Raw genomic sequence first — 16,185 nt, 5'->3', positions numbered from 1 at the left:
CGCGCCGCACCGGCGGCGCCATGCATGTGAAGGAAACCTGACATGTCCCGTTATTTTCGTCGCAGAAAGTACTGCCGCTTCACCGCCGAAGGCATCGAAGAGATCGATTACAAGGATCTGAACCTGCTCAAGGCCAACATTTCCGAGAGCGGCAAGATCGTCCCGAGCCGGATCACCGGCACCAAGGCCAAGTATCAGCGCCAGCTGGCCACCGCCATCAAGCGCGCCCGTTACCTGGCCCTGCTGCCCTACACCGACTCGCACAAGTAAACCGAACGGCGAACCGGCCATGCGGGGCCTGGCCTCCCATATCCTGCGTGGCCGGGTGCCGGCCATCCTGGTGGTGGCGGCGCTGGCGGTGCTGTCGCTGGCCCTGCCCCCGCTGAGCTGGCCGCTGGCCTGGTTCAGCGCCGGCGGCGTGGCGCTGGTGACGCTCCAGCAGGGCGCCCGGGAGGGGCTGCTCAACGTGGCCGGCGCCAGCGCCCTGGTGGCCCTCGTCGGCAGCCCCTTCGGCTTGATGAACCTGGCCCTGGGGCTGGCCCTGACCCTGTGGCTGCCGGTGTGGATCGCCGCCGCGGCCTTCGGCGCCAGCCGCTCGCTGGCCCTGGGCCTGATGGTCTGCAGCCTGCTGGGCATGCTTGCCGTGACGGGCTTCTGGCTGGCCGTGGACGATCCGGTCGGCTGGTGGCAGCAGTACATTCGTGAACAACTGCTGCCGGTGCTGGAGCAGGCGGGCATGCTGGCCGAGCTGCCGGCCGACTTCGAGCCGCAACTGCTTGCAACCGCGCGGATCATGACCGGCGTGCTGGCCGCCTCGAGCGTCTTCGGCCTGTCGCTGGGCCTTTTGATCGGCCGCTGGTGGCAGGCGGTGGCCTTGCGTCCCGGCGCTTTTGGCGAGGAGTTCCGCCGCCTGCGCCTGGGGCGGAGCGCCAGCCTGCTGATGGCGGTGCTGATCCTCGGCGCCCTGTTGCTGCCGGGCGCGGCGGGGACGTTCCTGGCCAACCTGGTGCCGGTGCTGGGCCTGCTGTTTCTCTTCCAGGGGCTGGCGCTCAGCCACGCGCTGCTGGGACGGCGGCCGCAGGACCGGGGCTGGCTGTTCGGGGTCTACGTGGTGCTGGTGCTGTTCATGCCCTGGTCGCTGCTGTTTCTGGCGGGGCTGGGCTGGCTGGACAATGGCCTGGATTTCCGGGCGCGCCTGCCGGCAGGCGAGTGAAATGCCGGCGTATTCGATCAAGCGAACTATCCGACTGTAGGAGTCACAACGATGGAAGTCATTCTGCTGGAGAAGGTTGCCAACCTCGGCGATCTGGGCGACAAGGTCGAGGTCAAGCCCGGCTACGGCCGCAACTACCTGGTGCCCCAGAAGAAGGCGGTTCCGGCCACCCCCGAGAACATCAAGATCTTCGAGGAACGCCGTGCCGAACTGGAGAAGAAGGCCGCCGAGGCCCGGGCCGCCGCCGAAGAGCGCGCCGGCAAGCTCGAATCCCTGGGCGAGATCACCATCGCCAGCCAGGCGGGCGAGGAAGGCAAGCTGTTCGGCTCCGTGGGCGTGGCCGACATCGCCGAGGCCATCACCGCCGCCGGCGTGGAAGTGGCCAAGCGCGAAGTGAGCATGCCCGAAGGCCCCATCCGCCACACCGGCGAATACGAGATCGACATTCATCTGCACACGGACGTCACCCGTCCGGTGAAGATCATCGTCGTCGCCGAGTAAGCCCCGCCACCCCTCGCATGCGCCGGCTGGTCATGAAATGACCAGCCGGCGGCGTGCCGTCGGGCGCCTCGAAGCCGCCTGTCAAGCCTTTTCCCCGGCGGGCATTGTGCTATTCTGAACCTCCCCCGATCGCCGCCCGGACTGCCACCGGTGCCGGTTTCTTTCCGATCCGAAGCGACGGAGATCGCCTTGCAAGACGTGGCCCAGCCGACCCCGGTTCGAGACAGCGCCACCGCCGCGCTGAAGATGCCGCCCCATTCCCTCGAGGCGGAACAGGCGGTGCTCGGCGGCCTGATGATCGACAACGACACCTGGGATCAGGTGGCCGATCTGGTCTCGGAGGAGGACTTCTACCGGCGCGATCACCGCCTCATCTTCCGCGCCATCGCCATGCTCGCCGAGGAGGCCCAGCCCTTCGATGCGGTGACCATCTCCGAATGGCTGGCCAGCCACAACGAGCTGGACAACGCCGGCGGCCTGGCCTACCTGGGCACCCTGGCCCGCAACACGCCCACCGCCGTCAACATCAAGGCCTATGCCGGCATCGTGCGCGAGCGGGCGGTGCTGCGGGAACTCATCCAGGTGGCCACCGGCATCGCCGAGTCGGCCTACAACCCGGAAGGCCGCAGCAGCGCCGAGATCCTCGACGAGGCCGAGAAGCGGGTCTTCGACATCGCCGAGCGGGGTAACCGCAGCCGGGCCGGTTACCAGGCAGTCAAGGATCTGCTGGTCAAGGCGGTGGAGCGGATCGACGCCCTCTACCAGAATCCGTCGGCCTACACCGGCATTCCCACCGGCTTCACCGACTTCGACAACATGACTTCCGGGCTGCAGAACTCGGATCTCATCATCGTCGCGGGCCGGCCCTCCATGGGCAAGACCTCCTTTGCCATGAACCTGGTGGAGAACGCCGCCATCAAGAACAAGACCCCGGTGGCCGTGTTCTCCATGGAGATGCCGGGCGAACAGCTGGTGATGCGCATGATGTCCTCGCTGGGGCGGATCGATCAGCACAAGATCCGCACCGGCAAGCTGGACGAGGCCGACTGGCCGCGCCTGACCTCGGCGGTGGGGATCCTCAACGAGGCGCCCATCTTCATCGACGACACGCCCGGCCTCACGCCCATGGAAGTGCGCGCCCGGGCGCGGCGCATCGCCCGCGAGCACGGGCTGGGGCTGATCGTCATCGACTACCTGCAGCTCATGCAGGGCACCTCCGGCAGCAACGAGAACCGGGCCACCGAGATCTCGGAAATCTCCCGCGCCCTCAAGGGCCTGGCCAAGGAACTCAACGTGCCGGTCATCGCCCTCTCCCAGCTCAACCGCAGCCTCGAGCAGCGGCCCAACAAGCGGCCCATCATGTCGGACCTGCGCGAGTCGGGTGCCATCGAGCAGGACGCCGACCTCATCGTCTTCATCTACCGCGACGAGGTCTACAACGAGGACAGCCCCGACAAGGGCACCGCCGAGGTCATCATCGGCAAGCAGCGCAACGGCCCCATCGGCATGACCCGGCTGACCTTCCTTGGCCAGTACACCCGCTTCGAGAACTTCATCCAGGCCGACGACGGGGACTATGCATGACCCGTGACACGCGGGCGGTCATCCGGCGCTCGGCGTTGCGCGACAATCTGGCCCTGGCCCGCCAGGCCGCTCCCGGCAGCCGCCTGCTGGCGGTGATCAAGGCCAATGCCTACGGTCACGGCATCGTGGAAGCGGCGCGGGCGCTGGAGGCGGCCGACGCCTTCGGCGTGGCCTGCCTGGACGAGGCGCTGGTCTTGCGCGAGGCCGGCATCGACAAGCCCGTCGTCCTCCTGGAAGGGATCCTCAGCGCCGCGGAAATCGAGGCCCTGCGCCAGTGGCGGCTGGAGACGGTGGTTCACCATGCCGCCCAGGTGGCAATGCTCGAGCAGGCGCCCGCCGGGCGGCCCGTTCCCGTGTGGCTCAAGATCGACACGGGCATGCACCGCCTGGGCGTGGCGCCGGAGGCGGCCGGCGCCCTCTACCGGCGGCTGGCCGAATGCCCGGCGGTGCGGGGCGCGCCGCGCCTGATGACCCACCTGGCCAATGCCGACGACCGCACCGATCCGGCCACCAAACGGCAACTGCGGATCTTCGACGAGGCCATCGCCGGGCTCGATGGCGAACGCTCGGTGGCCAATTCTGCCGGCATTCTCGGTTGGCCCCAGACCCATGCCGAGTGGAACCGCCCCGGCATCCTGCTCTACGGCGTCTCGCCCTTCGGCGGCGAGCCCTGGCCCGGCTTGGCGCCGGCCATGACCCTGCACAGCACCCTGATCGCCGTCAAGCGCCTGCGCCGGGGCGATGCCATCGGCTACGGCGGCCGCTTCGTCTGCCCCGAGGACATGCCGGTGGGCGTGGCCGCCATCGGCTACGGCGACGGCTACCCCCGCCACGCCCCCGACGGCACCCCCGTGCTTGTCAACGGCCGGCCCGGCGCCCTCGCCGGCACCGTGTCCATGGACATGCTCACCCTCGACCTGCGCAACGTCCCCGACGCTGTTCCCGGCGACCCCGTCACCCTCTGGGGCGAAGGCCTGCCCATCGAAACGGTCGCCCGCCACGCCGGCACCATCGGCTACGAACTGCTGTGCAAGATCACGCCGCGGGTGCGGTTCGAGTATGTCGATTGAGGGGAGGAGTTTTCAACGCCAAGGCGCAGAGAGGATCATGGTGGTTCAGAAACATTTGCCGGATTGATCAGTAGGCGCGGCGCCCTCGCCGCGATCTTCCCGGCAAACCAATTATTCGTTGTCTCAAAATTGTCCTGACGAGAATCGTTTAATGTAGGAGCGGCGCAAGCCGCGAAAACGTCTTCCTTCGCGGCTTGCGCCGCTCCTACTCATTTCGGTCAAAACAATTACGAGATGGTGAATAACCGTTGCGTTGGACGTTCCTCACCCCCCTTCATCCAGCGAATTGCGCCAGCGCTGATCCTCCTTGTCGAACAGCCGCAGCGACTGTGACGGCCCCCAGGTGCCGGCGGGGTAGGTGGGAATGTATTCCCGCTCCGTATCCCAGACCTTGAGGATCGGATCGACCACCCGCCAGGCCCACTGGATTTCGTCGGAACGCAGGAACAGGGAGGAGTCGTTCTCGATCACGTCCAGCAGCAGGGCCTCGTAGGCGTCGAGCCGGTAGAAGTCGGCGCCGCAGTAGCCGGCGTCGAGGCGGGTGGTGTGGCTGCGGAATTCCAGGCCCGGTTCCTTGGTCTGCAGCTCCATGCGCAGACATTCCTGAGGCTGGATGCCGAGCAGGATCCAGTTGGGCTCCACCTGTTCGATGGCGGTGGTGCGAAACAGCTGCTGGGGCGGGTGCTTGAAGCGGATGCTGATCATGGAGCTGTTGGCGGCCAGGCGCTTGCCCGTGCGCAGGTAGAAGGGCACGCCGCGCCAGCGCCAGTTGTCCACGTAGAGCTTGAGGGCGGCGTAGGTTTCAGTGGTGCTGTTGGGCGCCACGCCGTCCTCCTCCAGGTAGCCGCGCAGATCGGCCTGTTCGCCCTGGCCGCGGGCGTACTGGGCACGGAAGGCATGGGCGTTGACCGCGCGGCGGGTGATTGGGCGGATGGACTTGAGCACCTTGACCTTCTCGTCGCGCAGCGATTCGGCGTCGAGGCTGGCCGGCGGCTCCATGGCCACCAGGGTGAGCATCTGCAAAAGATGGCTCTGGATCATGTCGCGCAGGGCGCCCACGCCGTCGTAGAAGGCGGCGCGCCCGGCGATCCCCTGGGTCTCCGAATGGGTGATCTGCACGTGATCGATGTAGTTGCGGTTCCACAGCGGCTCGAGCATGAGGTTGGCGAAGCGGAACACCAGCACGTTCTGCACCATCGCCTTGCCGAGGTAGTGATCGATGCGGAAGATCTGTTCTTCGCGGAAGTGGTGATGCAGGCTCTCGTCGAGCTGGATGGCGCTCTCCAGATCGTAGCCGAAGGGTTTTTCGATCACGATTCGCCGCCAGCCGCCTTCCTCGCGGTTGAGGCCGGCCTCGGCGATGGCATTGCAGGTGGGCACGTAGAGATCGGGCGGGATGGCCATGTAGAAGATGATGTTGGGCGAGAGACCTTCCTTGTGGATCAGCTCGCCCAGGCGGCGCAGATCCTCGCCGCGGGTCATCTCGCCGCAGAAGAAGCGGAGGCGGCCGGCCAGGCGTTCGAGCACCGTGTCGTCGATCTGGCCGCGCACCCGATCGGCCAGCAGTTCGGCCACCAGTTCCTTCGGCTCCCGCTCCGGCCAGGGATGGCGGCTGACGCCGATGATGGCCGAGCCCTCGGGGATGTGCCCGCCTTCCTCCAGGTGATACATGGCCGGCAGCAGCTTGGTGCGCGCCAGGTTGCCGGTGGCGCCGAAGACCACAAAGGTGAAGGCGTCAGGCATCGTCTTCTTCCTTCTGCACCGCGTGGCCGCCGAAGGCGTTGCGCAGCATGGCCAGCAGCCGGTTGCCGTACTGTTCCCGGTCCTGGCTGGCGAAGCGCATCTGCAGGGCCAGCGACAGCACCGGCGCGGCCACGCCCTGTTCGATGCTCTCCATCACCGTCCAGCGGCCCTCGCCCGAGTCGGCCACCACCGGCGCGATGTCGGCCAGTTCCCGATCCCGCTGCAGGACGCCGGCGGTGAGATCCAGCAGCCAGCTGCGGATCACCGTGCCATGACGCCACAGCTCGGCGAGCTGGGCGGTGTCGAGGTTGAACTCGGTCTTGCCCTCGAGCAGGCTGAAGCCTTCGGCGATGGCCTGCATCATGCCGTACTCGATGCCGTTGTGGATCATCTTGGTGTAATGGCCGGCCCCGGCCGGGCCCACGTGGGCCCAGCCCCGGTCGGGCGCGGGCGCCAGGGCCTCGAACACGGGACGCAGGTGTTCGATGGCGCCGGCGTCGTCGCAGCCGGCCATCAGGCAGTAGCCTTCTTCCAGCCCCCAGATCCCGCCGGAGACGCCCACGTCCACGAAACGCAGATCCTGCCGCGCCAGGGCGGCGGCCCGGCGCAGGCTGTCCTTGTAGAAGGCGTTGCCGCCGTCGATCAGAATGTCGCCCGGTTGCAGCAGGGCGGCGGTTTTTTCGATGTGGGACTCGGTGACCTCGCCGGCCGGGAGCATCAGCCATACCAGCCGTGGGACCTTGAGCGTCTCCACGGCTTCGGCCAGGGTGGCCGCGGCGTGCAGGCCGGTCTCCTCTGCCAGCTTGCGGGTGACTTCGGGGTTGCGGTTGAAACCGGTGACCTCGATTCCCGCGCGGCGCAGCCGCCGCGCGATGTTGCCGCCCATGCGGCCGAGGCCGATGATGGCGATCTGCATGGCGCAATCCTCCCTGTGACGAGACCGATTCATGGTACGCCGATTGGTGGCGGTATGCCATGGAGGACGGTTTTGGCAGAGGCAAATCCGGTGGGAGTGGCGCCCTCGCCGCGACCATGCAGGGACGAGTGGCGAGGGACGAGGGCCGAGGAAAGACGTTGGCTGTCTGGCTTCGATGACCTCGTCCCCGCATGGTCGCGGCGAGGCGCTGCTCCTGCCCTGTCTCTTCAGGGGGTTGTCGAATCTGCTTGAAAAAATCGCCGGGAAGTCCATACTGTTCGCGTCCGGGTGTCGGTTTCTCATGGCACCCAAACCGCCCTTTCACATGCTTGTCACAAACGGAATTCTTCACGAGGGAGTGTTCGTCATGCTGATGCAGCAAATTCGCGAGATCGCCCGCGATCGGGGGCTCAAGCCCGGCAAGAAGAGCAAGGCCGAACTGATCCATCTCATCCAGGAAGCCGAGGGCAACACGCCCTGTTTCGCCACGGCCACGGTGCTCGAGTGTGGCCAGGATGGCTGCCTGTGGCGGGAGGATTGCCTGGCGAGCCAGCGTAAGGCGCACGCGGCCTGAGTCGCGCTCAGGGCGCCGTGATCCCGCGATAGAGGGCCAGGTATTCTCCGGCGCTGTGGCGCCAGGAGAAGTCGCGGGCCATGCCGGTGTCCTGCAGTCGGCGCCAACGTTCGGGCTGGCGCCAGAGGGCCAGTGCGCGCTCCACGGTGGCAACCAGTTCGGCACCGCTTTCGCCGGTCATGTGGAAGCCGGTGGCCGTGCCGGCAGCCAGGTTTTCGTCCGTGGCGTCGATCACCGTGTCGGCCAGTCCGCCCACGGGCCGCACCAGCGGCGGCGTGCCGTAGCGCATGCTGTACATCTGGTTGAGGCCGCAGGGCTCGAAGCGCGAGGGCATCAGGAACAGATCGGCGCCGGCCTCGATGCGGTGGGCCAGGGTTTCGTCGTAGCCGATCTGCAGGCCGAGGCGGCCCGGATGGCGGGCGCGGGCCGCCTGGAGCGCCTGTTCGAAGCGGGCCTCGCCGCTGCCGAGGATGGCCAGCTGCACCGGGCGCAGGAGCAGGGCGTCCAGCGCCTCGAGCAGGATGTCCACCCCCTTCTGTTCCACCAGCCGGCTGACCATGCCGATCAGCAGCACGTCTTCGCGTTTTTCCAGGCCCAGTTGTGCCTGCAGCGCCGCCTTGTTCGCGGCCTTCTTCCCCAGCGTGCGCCGGTTGTAGTTCTGCGCCAGGCGGGGATCGGTGCCGGGGTTCCATTCCTGCACGTCGATGCCGTTGAGGATGCCGCTGAGCACGGCCGCGCGGTGGCGCAGCAGGCCGTCGAGTCCGTAGCCGTATTCCGGCGTCTGGATCTCCCTGGCATAGGTGGGGCTGACGGTGGTGAGCCGGTCGGCGAACACCAGGCCCCCCTTGATGAAGGAGAGCTGGCCGTGGAACTCCAGGGCGTGATGACTCCACCATTCGCCCGGCAGCCCCAGGGCGTCGAAGGTCTGCCAGGGAAACAGCCCCTGGTAGGCGAGGTTGTGGATGGTGAAGACGGTGGCCGGCCTCGCGGGCAGGCGCGACAGCAGGGCGCTGACCAGGCCGGTCTGCCAGTCGTGGCTGTGCACGATGTCGGGTTGCCAGTTCAGGCCGGCATTGTCGCTGGCGATCCGCACCACCGCCTCGGCGAAGCGGAAGAAACGCAGGGCGTTGTCGGTCCAGGGCTGGCCGTCGGGACCCAGGTAGGGGTTGCCGGGGCGGTCGAACAGGGCCGGGCAGTCCACCAGCCAGGTGGTGACCCGGCTGCCGGGCAGCACGGTGGCCAGGATCCGCACGGCATGATCCCCGACCGTGAAGGCGGCCACCTCGCGCGGCTTGTCGATCCGCGCCAGCAGCGAGCCGTAGGCGGGCAGCACCAGGCGCACCTGCTGCTTCAGGCCGGTGAGGGCCCGGGGCAGGCTGCTGGCCACGTCGGCCAGGCCGCCGGTCTTGATCAGGGGATGGGCTTCGCTGGCGGCGAAGAGGATGCGCAGGGGAGGATGATTGGGCATGGCGTGTGTCGTCGTGTATCGCGGATTGAATCGAGACCTGTTGCGGTTTCCCTGTTCCGGGTTTCGGCCTTGCGGGCCTGCATCCGGGTTACAGGATGGTATGCGAAACAGGCACGGAGCCCTTGGGTTCGGCGTGTCACGCAACGACACGCCGAACCCAAGGGCGGACCGGAAGCGGATACCGATAGTTCTATCAGGCTTGACTTGCCGGTTCCAGGATCACCCCGGCCAGCGGCGGCACGGTGAGCACCAGCGAATGGGGGTAGCCCATCCAGGGGATGTCTTCGGCCACGAGGCCGGCGCCGTTGCCGATGTTGCTGCCGCCGTAGTATTCCGAGTCGGAGTTGAACACTTCCCGCCAGGGGCCGGGGTAGGGCACGCCGATGCGGTAGCCCTCGCGGGGCACCGGGGTGAAGTTGAGCACCACGGCGCGCACCTCGCTGCCGGCCCGGCGCAGGTAGCTGAGCACGGACTGGTCCGAATCGTGGCAGTCGATCCAGGCGAAGCCCTCGGGCTCGAATTCGTGCTCGAACAGGGCGGGGGTGTCGCGGTAGATCCGGTTCAGATCGCTTACCAGGTTCTTCACGCCCTGGTGGAAGGGATACTGGAGCACGTACCAGTCGAGGGTGGCGTCGGCGTTCCATTCGGTGCCCTGGCCGAACTCGCAGCCCATGAACAGCAGCTTCTTGCCCGGATAGGTGAACTGGTAGGTGTAGAGCAGGCGCAGGTTGGCGAAGCGCTGCCATTCGTCGCCGGGCATCTTGCCCAGCAGGGCGCCCTTGCCGTGCACCACTTCGTCGTGGGAGAAGGGCAGCACGAAGTTCTCGGTGAACAGGTACAAAAGGCCGAAGGTGAGCTGGTCGTGGTGATAGCGGCGGTGGATGGGATCGTGGCGCAGGTAGTCCAGCGTGTCGTGCATCCAGCCCATGTTCCACTTCATGGAGAAGCCCAGGCCGCCGATGTTCACCGGCCGGGTGACCTGCGGCCAGGCGGTGGACTCCTCGGCCACCACGATGGTGCCGGGCTGCTCGGCGTGGGTCACGGTGTTCAGTTCGCGCAGGAAGGCGATGGCTTCCAGGTTTTCGTTGCCGCCGTGGATGTTGGGCACCCAGTCGTGGGGATCGCGGGAATAGTCGAGGTAGAGCATGGAGGCCACGGCGTCCACCCGGAGGCCGTCGATGTGGTATTCCTCCAGCCAGTAGAGGGCCGAGGCCAGGAGGAAGTTGCGCACCTCGTTGCGCCCGTAGTTGTAGATCAGCGTGCCCCAGTCGCGGTGCTCGCCGCGGCGTGGATCCTCGTGCTCGTAGAGGGCGGTGCCGTCGAAGCGGGCGAGGGCGAAGGCATCCTTCGGGAAGTGGGCCGGCACCCAGTCGAGCAGCACGCCGATGCCGTGGCGGTGGCAGTAGTCGACGAAGTAGCGGAAGTCGTCGGGGCTGCCGAAGCGGCTGGTGGGGGCGTAGTAGCCGGTGGTCTGGTAGCCCCAGGAGGCGTCCAGGGGATGCTCGGTGACGGGCATCAGCTCGATGTGGGTGAAGCCGGTCTCCAGCACGTAGTCCACCAGGCGGTGGGCCAGTTCGCGGTAGTTGAGGAAGCTGCCGTCTTCGGCGCGCTGCCAGGACCCCAGGTGCACTTCGTAGATGCTGCAAGGGGTATGCAGCCAGTCGCGACCGGCTCGTGCGGCCATCCATTCCCCGTCCTGCCACTGCCAGGTCTCGCGGCCGCGCACGATGGCGGCGGTGGCGGGCCGCAGCTCGAACTGCTTGCCGTAAGGATCGGTCTTCACCAGCACCGCGCCGCTGTCGCGGTTGCGGATCTCGAACTTGTAGAGGCTGCCGGGGGGCAGTTCCGGCAGGAACAGCTCCCACACGCCGGAGGCGCCGCGCACCCGCATGGGATGCACCCGGCCGTCCCAGTGGTTGAAGTCGCCCACCACCGAGACCCGCTCGGCATTGGGCGCCCACACCGCGAACAGGATGCCGGGCACGCCGTCGGCCTCCCAGGGGTTGGCGCCGAGGAAGCGTTGGGCGTGCCAGTGACGGCCCTCGCCGAACAGATAGAGATCGTAGTCGGGGATCTGCGGGCCGAAGGCGTAAGGATCGTGGCCCTCGTGGCGCTGGCCGTCGCCGTCGAGCCAGACCAGCTTGTAGCGGGCCGGGAGTTCGGCGGCCGGGCCCTGCCACTGGAAGAGATCGGTTTCGCCCAGCCGTTCCAGGCGCGGGCCGTTCTCGCCCAGACGGATTTCCCGCACGCCGGGACGCAGCACGCGCACCACGGCGCGATCGCCCTCCACATGGGGGCCGAGCACCGCGAAGGGGTCGTGATGCCGGGCCTCGAGCAGGCGTTGCAGATCGTCCTGGATGTGGCTCATGGTGTCGGTTTCGCTTCAGGGTTCCGGCGAGACGGAACATGGGGGCCGGACGGCGGCGGGACAAGCCGTCCTGCCATTTCCGCCAAGCGGGTGTTGTTGGTATCCAGTGTACCGTGATGGCCGGGAAATTGCCTGCATACGAGAATGACAGGACGATGATCCGGGCGGCTTGCAAATCGTCCTCGCTGCTCTTATTGTGCAGAGGTACGACAACCCGGCACCTTCGTGCCGTCGCGAATGCTGCAGGCAGGCGTTGCGAGCAGGAAATCCGGTCCGGCGGCCCCTCATTCCGGCGCAAGGCAGGAGCTCATGGTCATTCAGGAATCGCCCCGTTTCGTCAGTCGGCTCACCCGCAGCACCCTCGCCCTGATCATGGCCGGTGGCCGCGGTTCCCGGCTCAAGCACCTGACCAACTGGCGGGCCAAGCCGGCGGTGCCCTTCGGCGGCAAGTTCCGGATCATCGACTTTCCGCTGTCCAACTGCATCAATTCGGGGATCCGCCGCATCGGCGTGCTCACCCAGTACAAGGCCCATTCGCTCATCACCCACATCCAGCGCGGCTGGGGGCATCTGCGCGGCGAGTTCGGCGAGTTCGTGGAGCTGTTGCCGGCCCAGCAGCGGATCGCCACCTCCTGGTACACCGGCACCGCCGATGCCATCTACCAGAACCTGGACATCATCCGCAGTCATGATCCGGATCTGGTGCTGATCCTGGCCGGCGATCACATCTACAAGATGGACTACGGCGCCATGCTGGCCGAACACGTGGAGAATGCCGCCGACGTGACCGTGGGCTGCATCGAGGTGCCCATCGAAAAGGCCCATGCCTTCGGGGTGATGACGGTGGACGACGAAGGGCGCATCGTCGATTTCGAGGAAAAGCCGGCCAATCCGAAACCCGTGCCAGGCAAGGAAGACGTGGCCCTGTGCTCCATGGGAATCTACGTCTTCAACCGGGCCTTCCTCTTCGAGCAGCTGATCAAGGATGCCGATACCCGCAATTCCAGTCACGACTTCGGCAAGGACATCATCCCCTCGGTGATCCGCAACTACCGGGCCTTCGCCTACGACTTCCTCGACAAGGAGACCGGCACCCAGGCCTACTGGCGGGACGTGGGTACCGTGGACGCCTTCTGGGAGGCCAATCTGGAGCTCATCGGCGTGACCCCCGAGCTGAACCTGTATGACACCCACTGGCCCATCTGGACCTACCAGGAACAGCTCCCGCCGGCCAAGTTCGTGTTCGACGACGACGACCGGCGCGGCATGGCGGTGGATTCCATGGTCTCCGGCGGCTGCATCATCTCCGGCGCGGTGGTGCGCCATTCGCTGCTCTTCTCCTCGGTGGTGGTCAACTCCTATTCCACCCTGCAGGATGCGGTGATCCTGCCCGAGGTGACCATCGGCCGGCATTGCCGGATCCGGCGCGCCGTGATCGACAAGGGCTGCCACATTCCCGACGGCACGGTGATCGGCGAGGATCCGGAAGAGGACGCCAGGCGCTTCCACGTCACGCCCGGCGGGGTGGTGCTGGTGGTGCCGGAGATGCTGGGGCAGGAGCTGCACCATGTCCGGTAGGCTGAAGGTCGTTCTCTACTGGCACATGCACCAGCCCGAGTACCGGGACCTGCGCAGCGGCGCCTATCACCTGCCCTGGACCTACCTGCACGCCATCAAGGACTACGTGGACATGGCCGCGCACCTCGAGTCGGTGCCCGAGGCGCGGGCGGTGGTCAATTTCGCGCCGGTGCTGATCGAGCAGATCGAGGACTACGCCCGGCAGGTGGACGCCTTCCTGCACAACAGCCAGGCCATCACCGATCCGCTGCTGGCGGCGCTGGGCGAGCCGGCCCTGCCGGGAAATCCCGAGCAGCGGATCAGCCTGATCCGCGCCTGCCTGCGGGCCAACGAACAGCACCTCATCAAGCGGTTCCCGCCCTACGCGCGTCTGGCCACCTATTCCCACTGGCTGCTGGAGCACCCCGATTCGCTGGTCTATGTCTCGGATCAGTTCCTGGCCGATCTGCTCGTGTGGTATCACCTGGCCTGGCTGGGCGAGACGGTGCGCCGGGAGGATGCCCGGGTCCGGATGCTGCTCGACAAGGGGCAGGTCTTCTCCCTGCACGACCGGCGCGAGCTGCTCGGCATCATCGGCGAGCTGTTGCGCGACATCCTGCCCCGCTATCGCCGGCTCGCCGAGCGCGGCCAGGTGGAGCTGTCGGTCACGCCCTATGCCCATCCCATCATGCCGCTGCTGCTCGACATCCACAGCGCCCGCGAAGCCATGCCCGAGGCGCCGCTGCCGCATCTGGCCGAGTATCCCGGCGGCGAGGAGCGGGTGCGCTGGCATCTGGAGCACGGCATCCGCACCTTCGAGCGCTGCTTCGGCATGCGGCCCCGTGGCTGCTGGCCCTCCGAGGGCAGCGTCAGCGATGCCACCCTGCGGCTGCTGGGCGAATACGGCTTTCACTGGACCGCCAGCGGCGAGAGCGTGCTGCGCAACTCGCTCAAGGCGGCCGACATGGATGCGGCGGGCGAGGGCGAACAGTGCATCCACAAGCCCTATCGCCTGGAGGGCGCCCAGCCGGTGATCTTCTTCCGCGACGATGGCCTTTCCGATCTCATCGGCTTCACCTATTCGGGCTGGCATGCCGACGACGCGGTGGCCAATCTGATTGGCCACCTGGAGAACATCGCCGCCGCCTGCCGCAACGAGCCCAACCGCATGGTCTCCATCATCCTCGACGGGGAGAATGCCTGGGAGTACTATCCCGAGAACGGTTACCATTTCCTGCAGGCGCTCTACCGGCGCCTCGCCAGCCATCCCGATCTGGAGCTGACCACCTACGCCGAATGCCTGCGCCAGCACTGCGCCATCACCACCCTGCCGCACATCGTGGCCGGCAGCTGGGTCTACGGCACCTTCTCCACCTGGATCGGCGAGCCCGACAAGAACCGCGGCTGGGACATGCTGGGGGATGCCAAACACCGCTACGATGCGGTGATCGACCGGCTTGATGGCGAGCACCGGCAGCGGGCCGAGCGGCAACTGGCCATCTGCGAGGGCTCCGACTGGTTCTGGTGGTTCGGTGACTACAATCCCGCCGAGTCGGTGAGCGACTTCGAGCACCTGTTCCGCCTGCACCTGTCCAATCTCTACCAGATCCTGGGCGAGGAACCGCCGGGTTACCTCTCCGAGGTCTTCACCCACGGCACCGGCGCGCCGGCCATGGGCGGCGTGATGCGCAGCGGCAAGCAACCCGATTCATGAGCGCCGCGCCGTCCCAGCCCGCCGTTCTGGATCGCCGCCGGGCCGGGATCCTCCTGCATCCCACCTCCCTGCCAGGGCCCCGGGAACACGGCGGACTGGGGGCCGAGGCCCGGCGTTTCATCGAGTTCCTGGCCGCTGCCGGCGTCAGCGTGTGGCAGGTGCTGCCGCTGGGGCCCCCCCATGCCGACGGGTCGCCCTACCAGTGCCTCTCGGCCCATGCCGGCAACCCGGCACTCATCGATGTGGACGACTTGCGGGCGCGGGGCTGGTTGCCGCCGGAGGCCGATCCATCCCGGCACGCGGCCTGCCTAGCCCGTGCCTGGGAAGGCTTCCAGCAACAGGCCCGGGCCGAAGACTGGGACGACTTCAAGGCCTTCCGCCATCGCCACCGCCACTGGCTGGAAGACTTCGCCCTGTTCATGGTGCTGCGCCATCGCCATCCGCACGGCGGCTGGGCGGACTGGCCGCGCCCCTTGCGGGATCGCCAGGCCGCGGCCCTGCAACGGGCCCGCGAGGAAAACGCCGAGGCCATCGAACTGCAGGTGTTCATCCAGTACCTGTTCTTCGCCCAGTGGCAGGCCCTGCGCGACTTCGCCCGCGAACGGGGCATCCGCCTGTTCGGCGACATGCCCATCTTCGTGGCCTGGGACAGCGCCGACGTCTGGGCGCACCGGGATCTGTTCAAGCTCGATGCCGAAGGGCGGCCGGAAGTGGTGGCCGGCGTGCCGCCCGACTATTTCTCGCCCACCGGCCAGCGCTGGGGCAATCCCCATTACCATTGGGAGCGCATGGAAGAAGACGGCTTTCGCTGGTGGATCGAGCGCATGGGCACCCAGCTCGAGCTGTTCGATCTGGTGCGCATCGATCACTTCCGCGGCTTCGAGGCCTGCTGGGAGATCCCGGCCACGGATGAGACCGCCGAGCACGGCTGGTGGGCGAAGGCCCCGGGCGAGGCCCTGCTCTCCCGCCTGTTCGCCGTCTTCGGCCAGCTGCCGCTGGTGGCCGAGGATCTCGGCATCATCACCCCTGAGGTGGAGGCCCTGCGCGACCGCTTCGGCCTGCCGGGCATGAAGATCCTGCAGTTCGCCTTCGACGGCGGGCCCGAGAATCCCTACCTGCCCCACAACGGCGTCCCCAACAGCGTGATCTACACCGGCACCCACGACAACGACACCACCCTGGGCTGGTACCGGCACGACGAGGCGCGCCTGCGCCCCCTGCTCGCCGACTACCTGGGCTGCGAACCGGCCGACATGCCCTGGCCGCTCATCCGCCTGGCCCTGGCCAGCGTCTCCCGCCTGGCCGTCCTGCCCCTGCAGGACGTGCTGGCCCTCGGCAGCGAACACCGCATGAACACCCCTGGCACCACCGAAGGCAACTGGCGCTGGCGCTTCACTTGGGATCGGGTGCCGGAGGACGCCGCCGGCCGCCTGCGCCACCTGGTGCGGCTCTTCGGCCGCCTGCCGGCGTGAAGGGG

Annotated in this window: 13 protein-coding genes; 9 read left to right on the top strand and 4 right to left on the bottom strand. The window is 67.4% G+C overall.

What is annotated here, in order from left to right; all coding sequences use genetic code 11:
• Nucleotides 1–42 precede the first annotated feature (42 nt).
• The 5 genes from rpsR to alr all read left to right on the top strand — a co-directional run bounded on the left by rpsR (nucleotide 43) and on the right by alr (nucleotide 4,368).
• A complete protein-coding gene (rpsR, locus tag ACZ5BH_RS01700; protein WP_464890195.1) occupies nucleotides 43–270 on the top strand; it encodes a 30S ribosomal protein S18 in 228 nt (75 codons plus the stop codon).
• 19 nt (nucleotides 271–289) lie between these two features.
• Nucleotides 290–1,213 carry a DUF2232 domain-containing protein gene (locus ACZ5BH_RS01695; protein ID WP_464890194.1) on the top strand — a complete coding sequence of 308 codons (924 nt, stop codon included), beginning with the start codon at nucleotides 290–292 and terminating at the stop codon, nucleotides 1,211–1,213.
• A gap of 51 nt (nucleotides 1,214–1,264) precedes the next feature.
• Nucleotides 1,265–1,714 (top strand): 50S ribosomal protein L9, encoded by a 450-nt coding sequence (rplI, locus tag ACZ5BH_RS01690; protein WP_464890193.1) that lies wholly within the window; start codon nucleotides 1,265–1,267, stop codon nucleotides 1,712–1,714.
• Nucleotides 1,715–1,960: 246 nt separating this feature from the next.
• Nucleotides 1,961–3,298: a replicative DNA helicase gene (gene dnaB, locus ACZ5BH_RS01685; protein ID WP_464891241.1), complete on the top strand. Its 1,338-nt coding sequence runs from the start codon at nucleotides 1,961–1,963 to the stop codon at nucleotides 3,296–3,298.
• Nucleotides 3,295–4,368, top strand: a complete 1,074-nt coding sequence (gene alr, locus ACZ5BH_RS01680; protein ID WP_464890192.1) for an alanine racemase — start codon at nucleotides 3,295–3,297, stop codon at nucleotides 4,366–4,368. The genes dnaB and alr overlap by 4 nt, the downstream gene beginning before the upstream one ends.
• Nucleotides 4,369–4,632: 264 nt before the next feature.
• On the opposite strand, the gene zwf is transcribed toward alr, so the two are convergent.
• Together zwf and gnd are read right to left on the bottom strand one after the other, a co-directional pair.
• The gene (gene zwf, locus ACZ5BH_RS01675) at nucleotides 4,633–6,111 is read right to left on the bottom strand and encodes a glucose-6-phosphate dehydrogenase (RefSeq protein ID WP_464890191.1); all 1,479 of its coding nucleotides are present in this window, start codon (nucleotides 6,109–6,111) and stop codon (nucleotides 4,633–4,635) included.
• Nucleotides 6,104–7,027, bottom strand: a complete 924-nt coding sequence (gnd, locus tag ACZ5BH_RS01670) for a phosphogluconate dehydrogenase (NAD(+)-dependent, decarboxylating) (protein WP_464890190.1) — start codon at nucleotides 7,025–7,027, stop codon at nucleotides 6,104–6,106. The genes zwf and gnd overlap by 8 nt, the downstream gene beginning before the upstream one ends.
• A gap of 367 nt (nucleotides 7,028–7,394) precedes the next feature.
• On the opposite strand from gnd, the gene ACZ5BH_RS01665 reads away from it, so the two are divergent.
• Nucleotides 7,395–7,601, top strand: coding sequence for an SAP domain-containing protein (locus ACZ5BH_RS01665; RefSeq protein ID WP_464890189.1), 207 nt, complete (start codon nucleotides 7,395–7,397; stop codon nucleotides 7,599–7,601).
• A gap of 7 nt (nucleotides 7,602–7,608) precedes the next feature.
• Here the strand turns inward: ACZ5BH_RS01665 and glgA are convergent, their stop codons facing one another.
• Both glgA and glgB read right to left on the bottom strand, forming a co-directional pair.
• Nucleotides 7,609–9,051, bottom strand: coding sequence for a glycogen synthase GlgA (glgA, locus tag ACZ5BH_RS01660; RefSeq protein ID WP_464891240.1), 1,443 nt, complete (start codon nucleotides 9,049–9,051; stop codon nucleotides 7,609–7,611).
• Nucleotides 9,052–9,262: 211 nt separating this feature from the next.
• Nucleotides 9,263–11,437 (bottom strand): 1,4-alpha-glucan branching protein GlgB, encoded by a 2,175-nt coding sequence (gene glgB, locus ACZ5BH_RS01655; protein ID WP_464890188.1) that lies wholly within the window; start codon nucleotides 11,435–11,437, stop codon nucleotides 9,263–9,265.
• Between the two features lie 309 nt (nucleotides 11,438–11,746).
• Here glgB and glgC point away from each other — a divergent pair, with 309 nt between their 5' ends.
• From glgC to malQ, 3 genes are read left to right on the top strand one after another with little or no spacing between them, the layout of a single operon-like run.
• Nucleotides 11,747–13,015 (top strand): glucose-1-phosphate adenylyltransferase, encoded by a 1,269-nt coding sequence (gene glgC, locus ACZ5BH_RS01650; protein ID WP_464890187.1) that lies wholly within the window; start codon nucleotides 11,747–11,749, stop codon nucleotides 13,013–13,015.
• Complete coding sequence (locus tag ACZ5BH_RS01645; protein WP_464890186.1) at nucleotides 13,005–14,708, top strand: glycoside hydrolase family 57 protein; 1,704 nt, start codon at nucleotides 13,005–13,007, stop codon at nucleotides 14,706–14,708. The genes glgC and ACZ5BH_RS01645 overlap by 11 nt, the downstream gene beginning before the upstream one ends.
• Entirely contained in the window at nucleotides 14,705–16,180 is a 1,476-nt protein-coding gene (gene malQ, locus ACZ5BH_RS01640) for a 4-alpha-glucanotransferase (RefSeq protein ID WP_464890185.1), read from the top strand. Before ACZ5BH_RS01645 ends, malQ begins: the two co-directional genes overlap by 4 nt.
• Nucleotides 16,181–16,185: the final 5 nt, after the last annotated feature.

The sequence above is a fragment of the Thioprofundum lithotrophicum genome (assembly GCF_055387065.1).
Note: the sequence above shows the minus strand (reverse complement) of the source record. Positions and strands in the feature narration are given on the sequence as shown.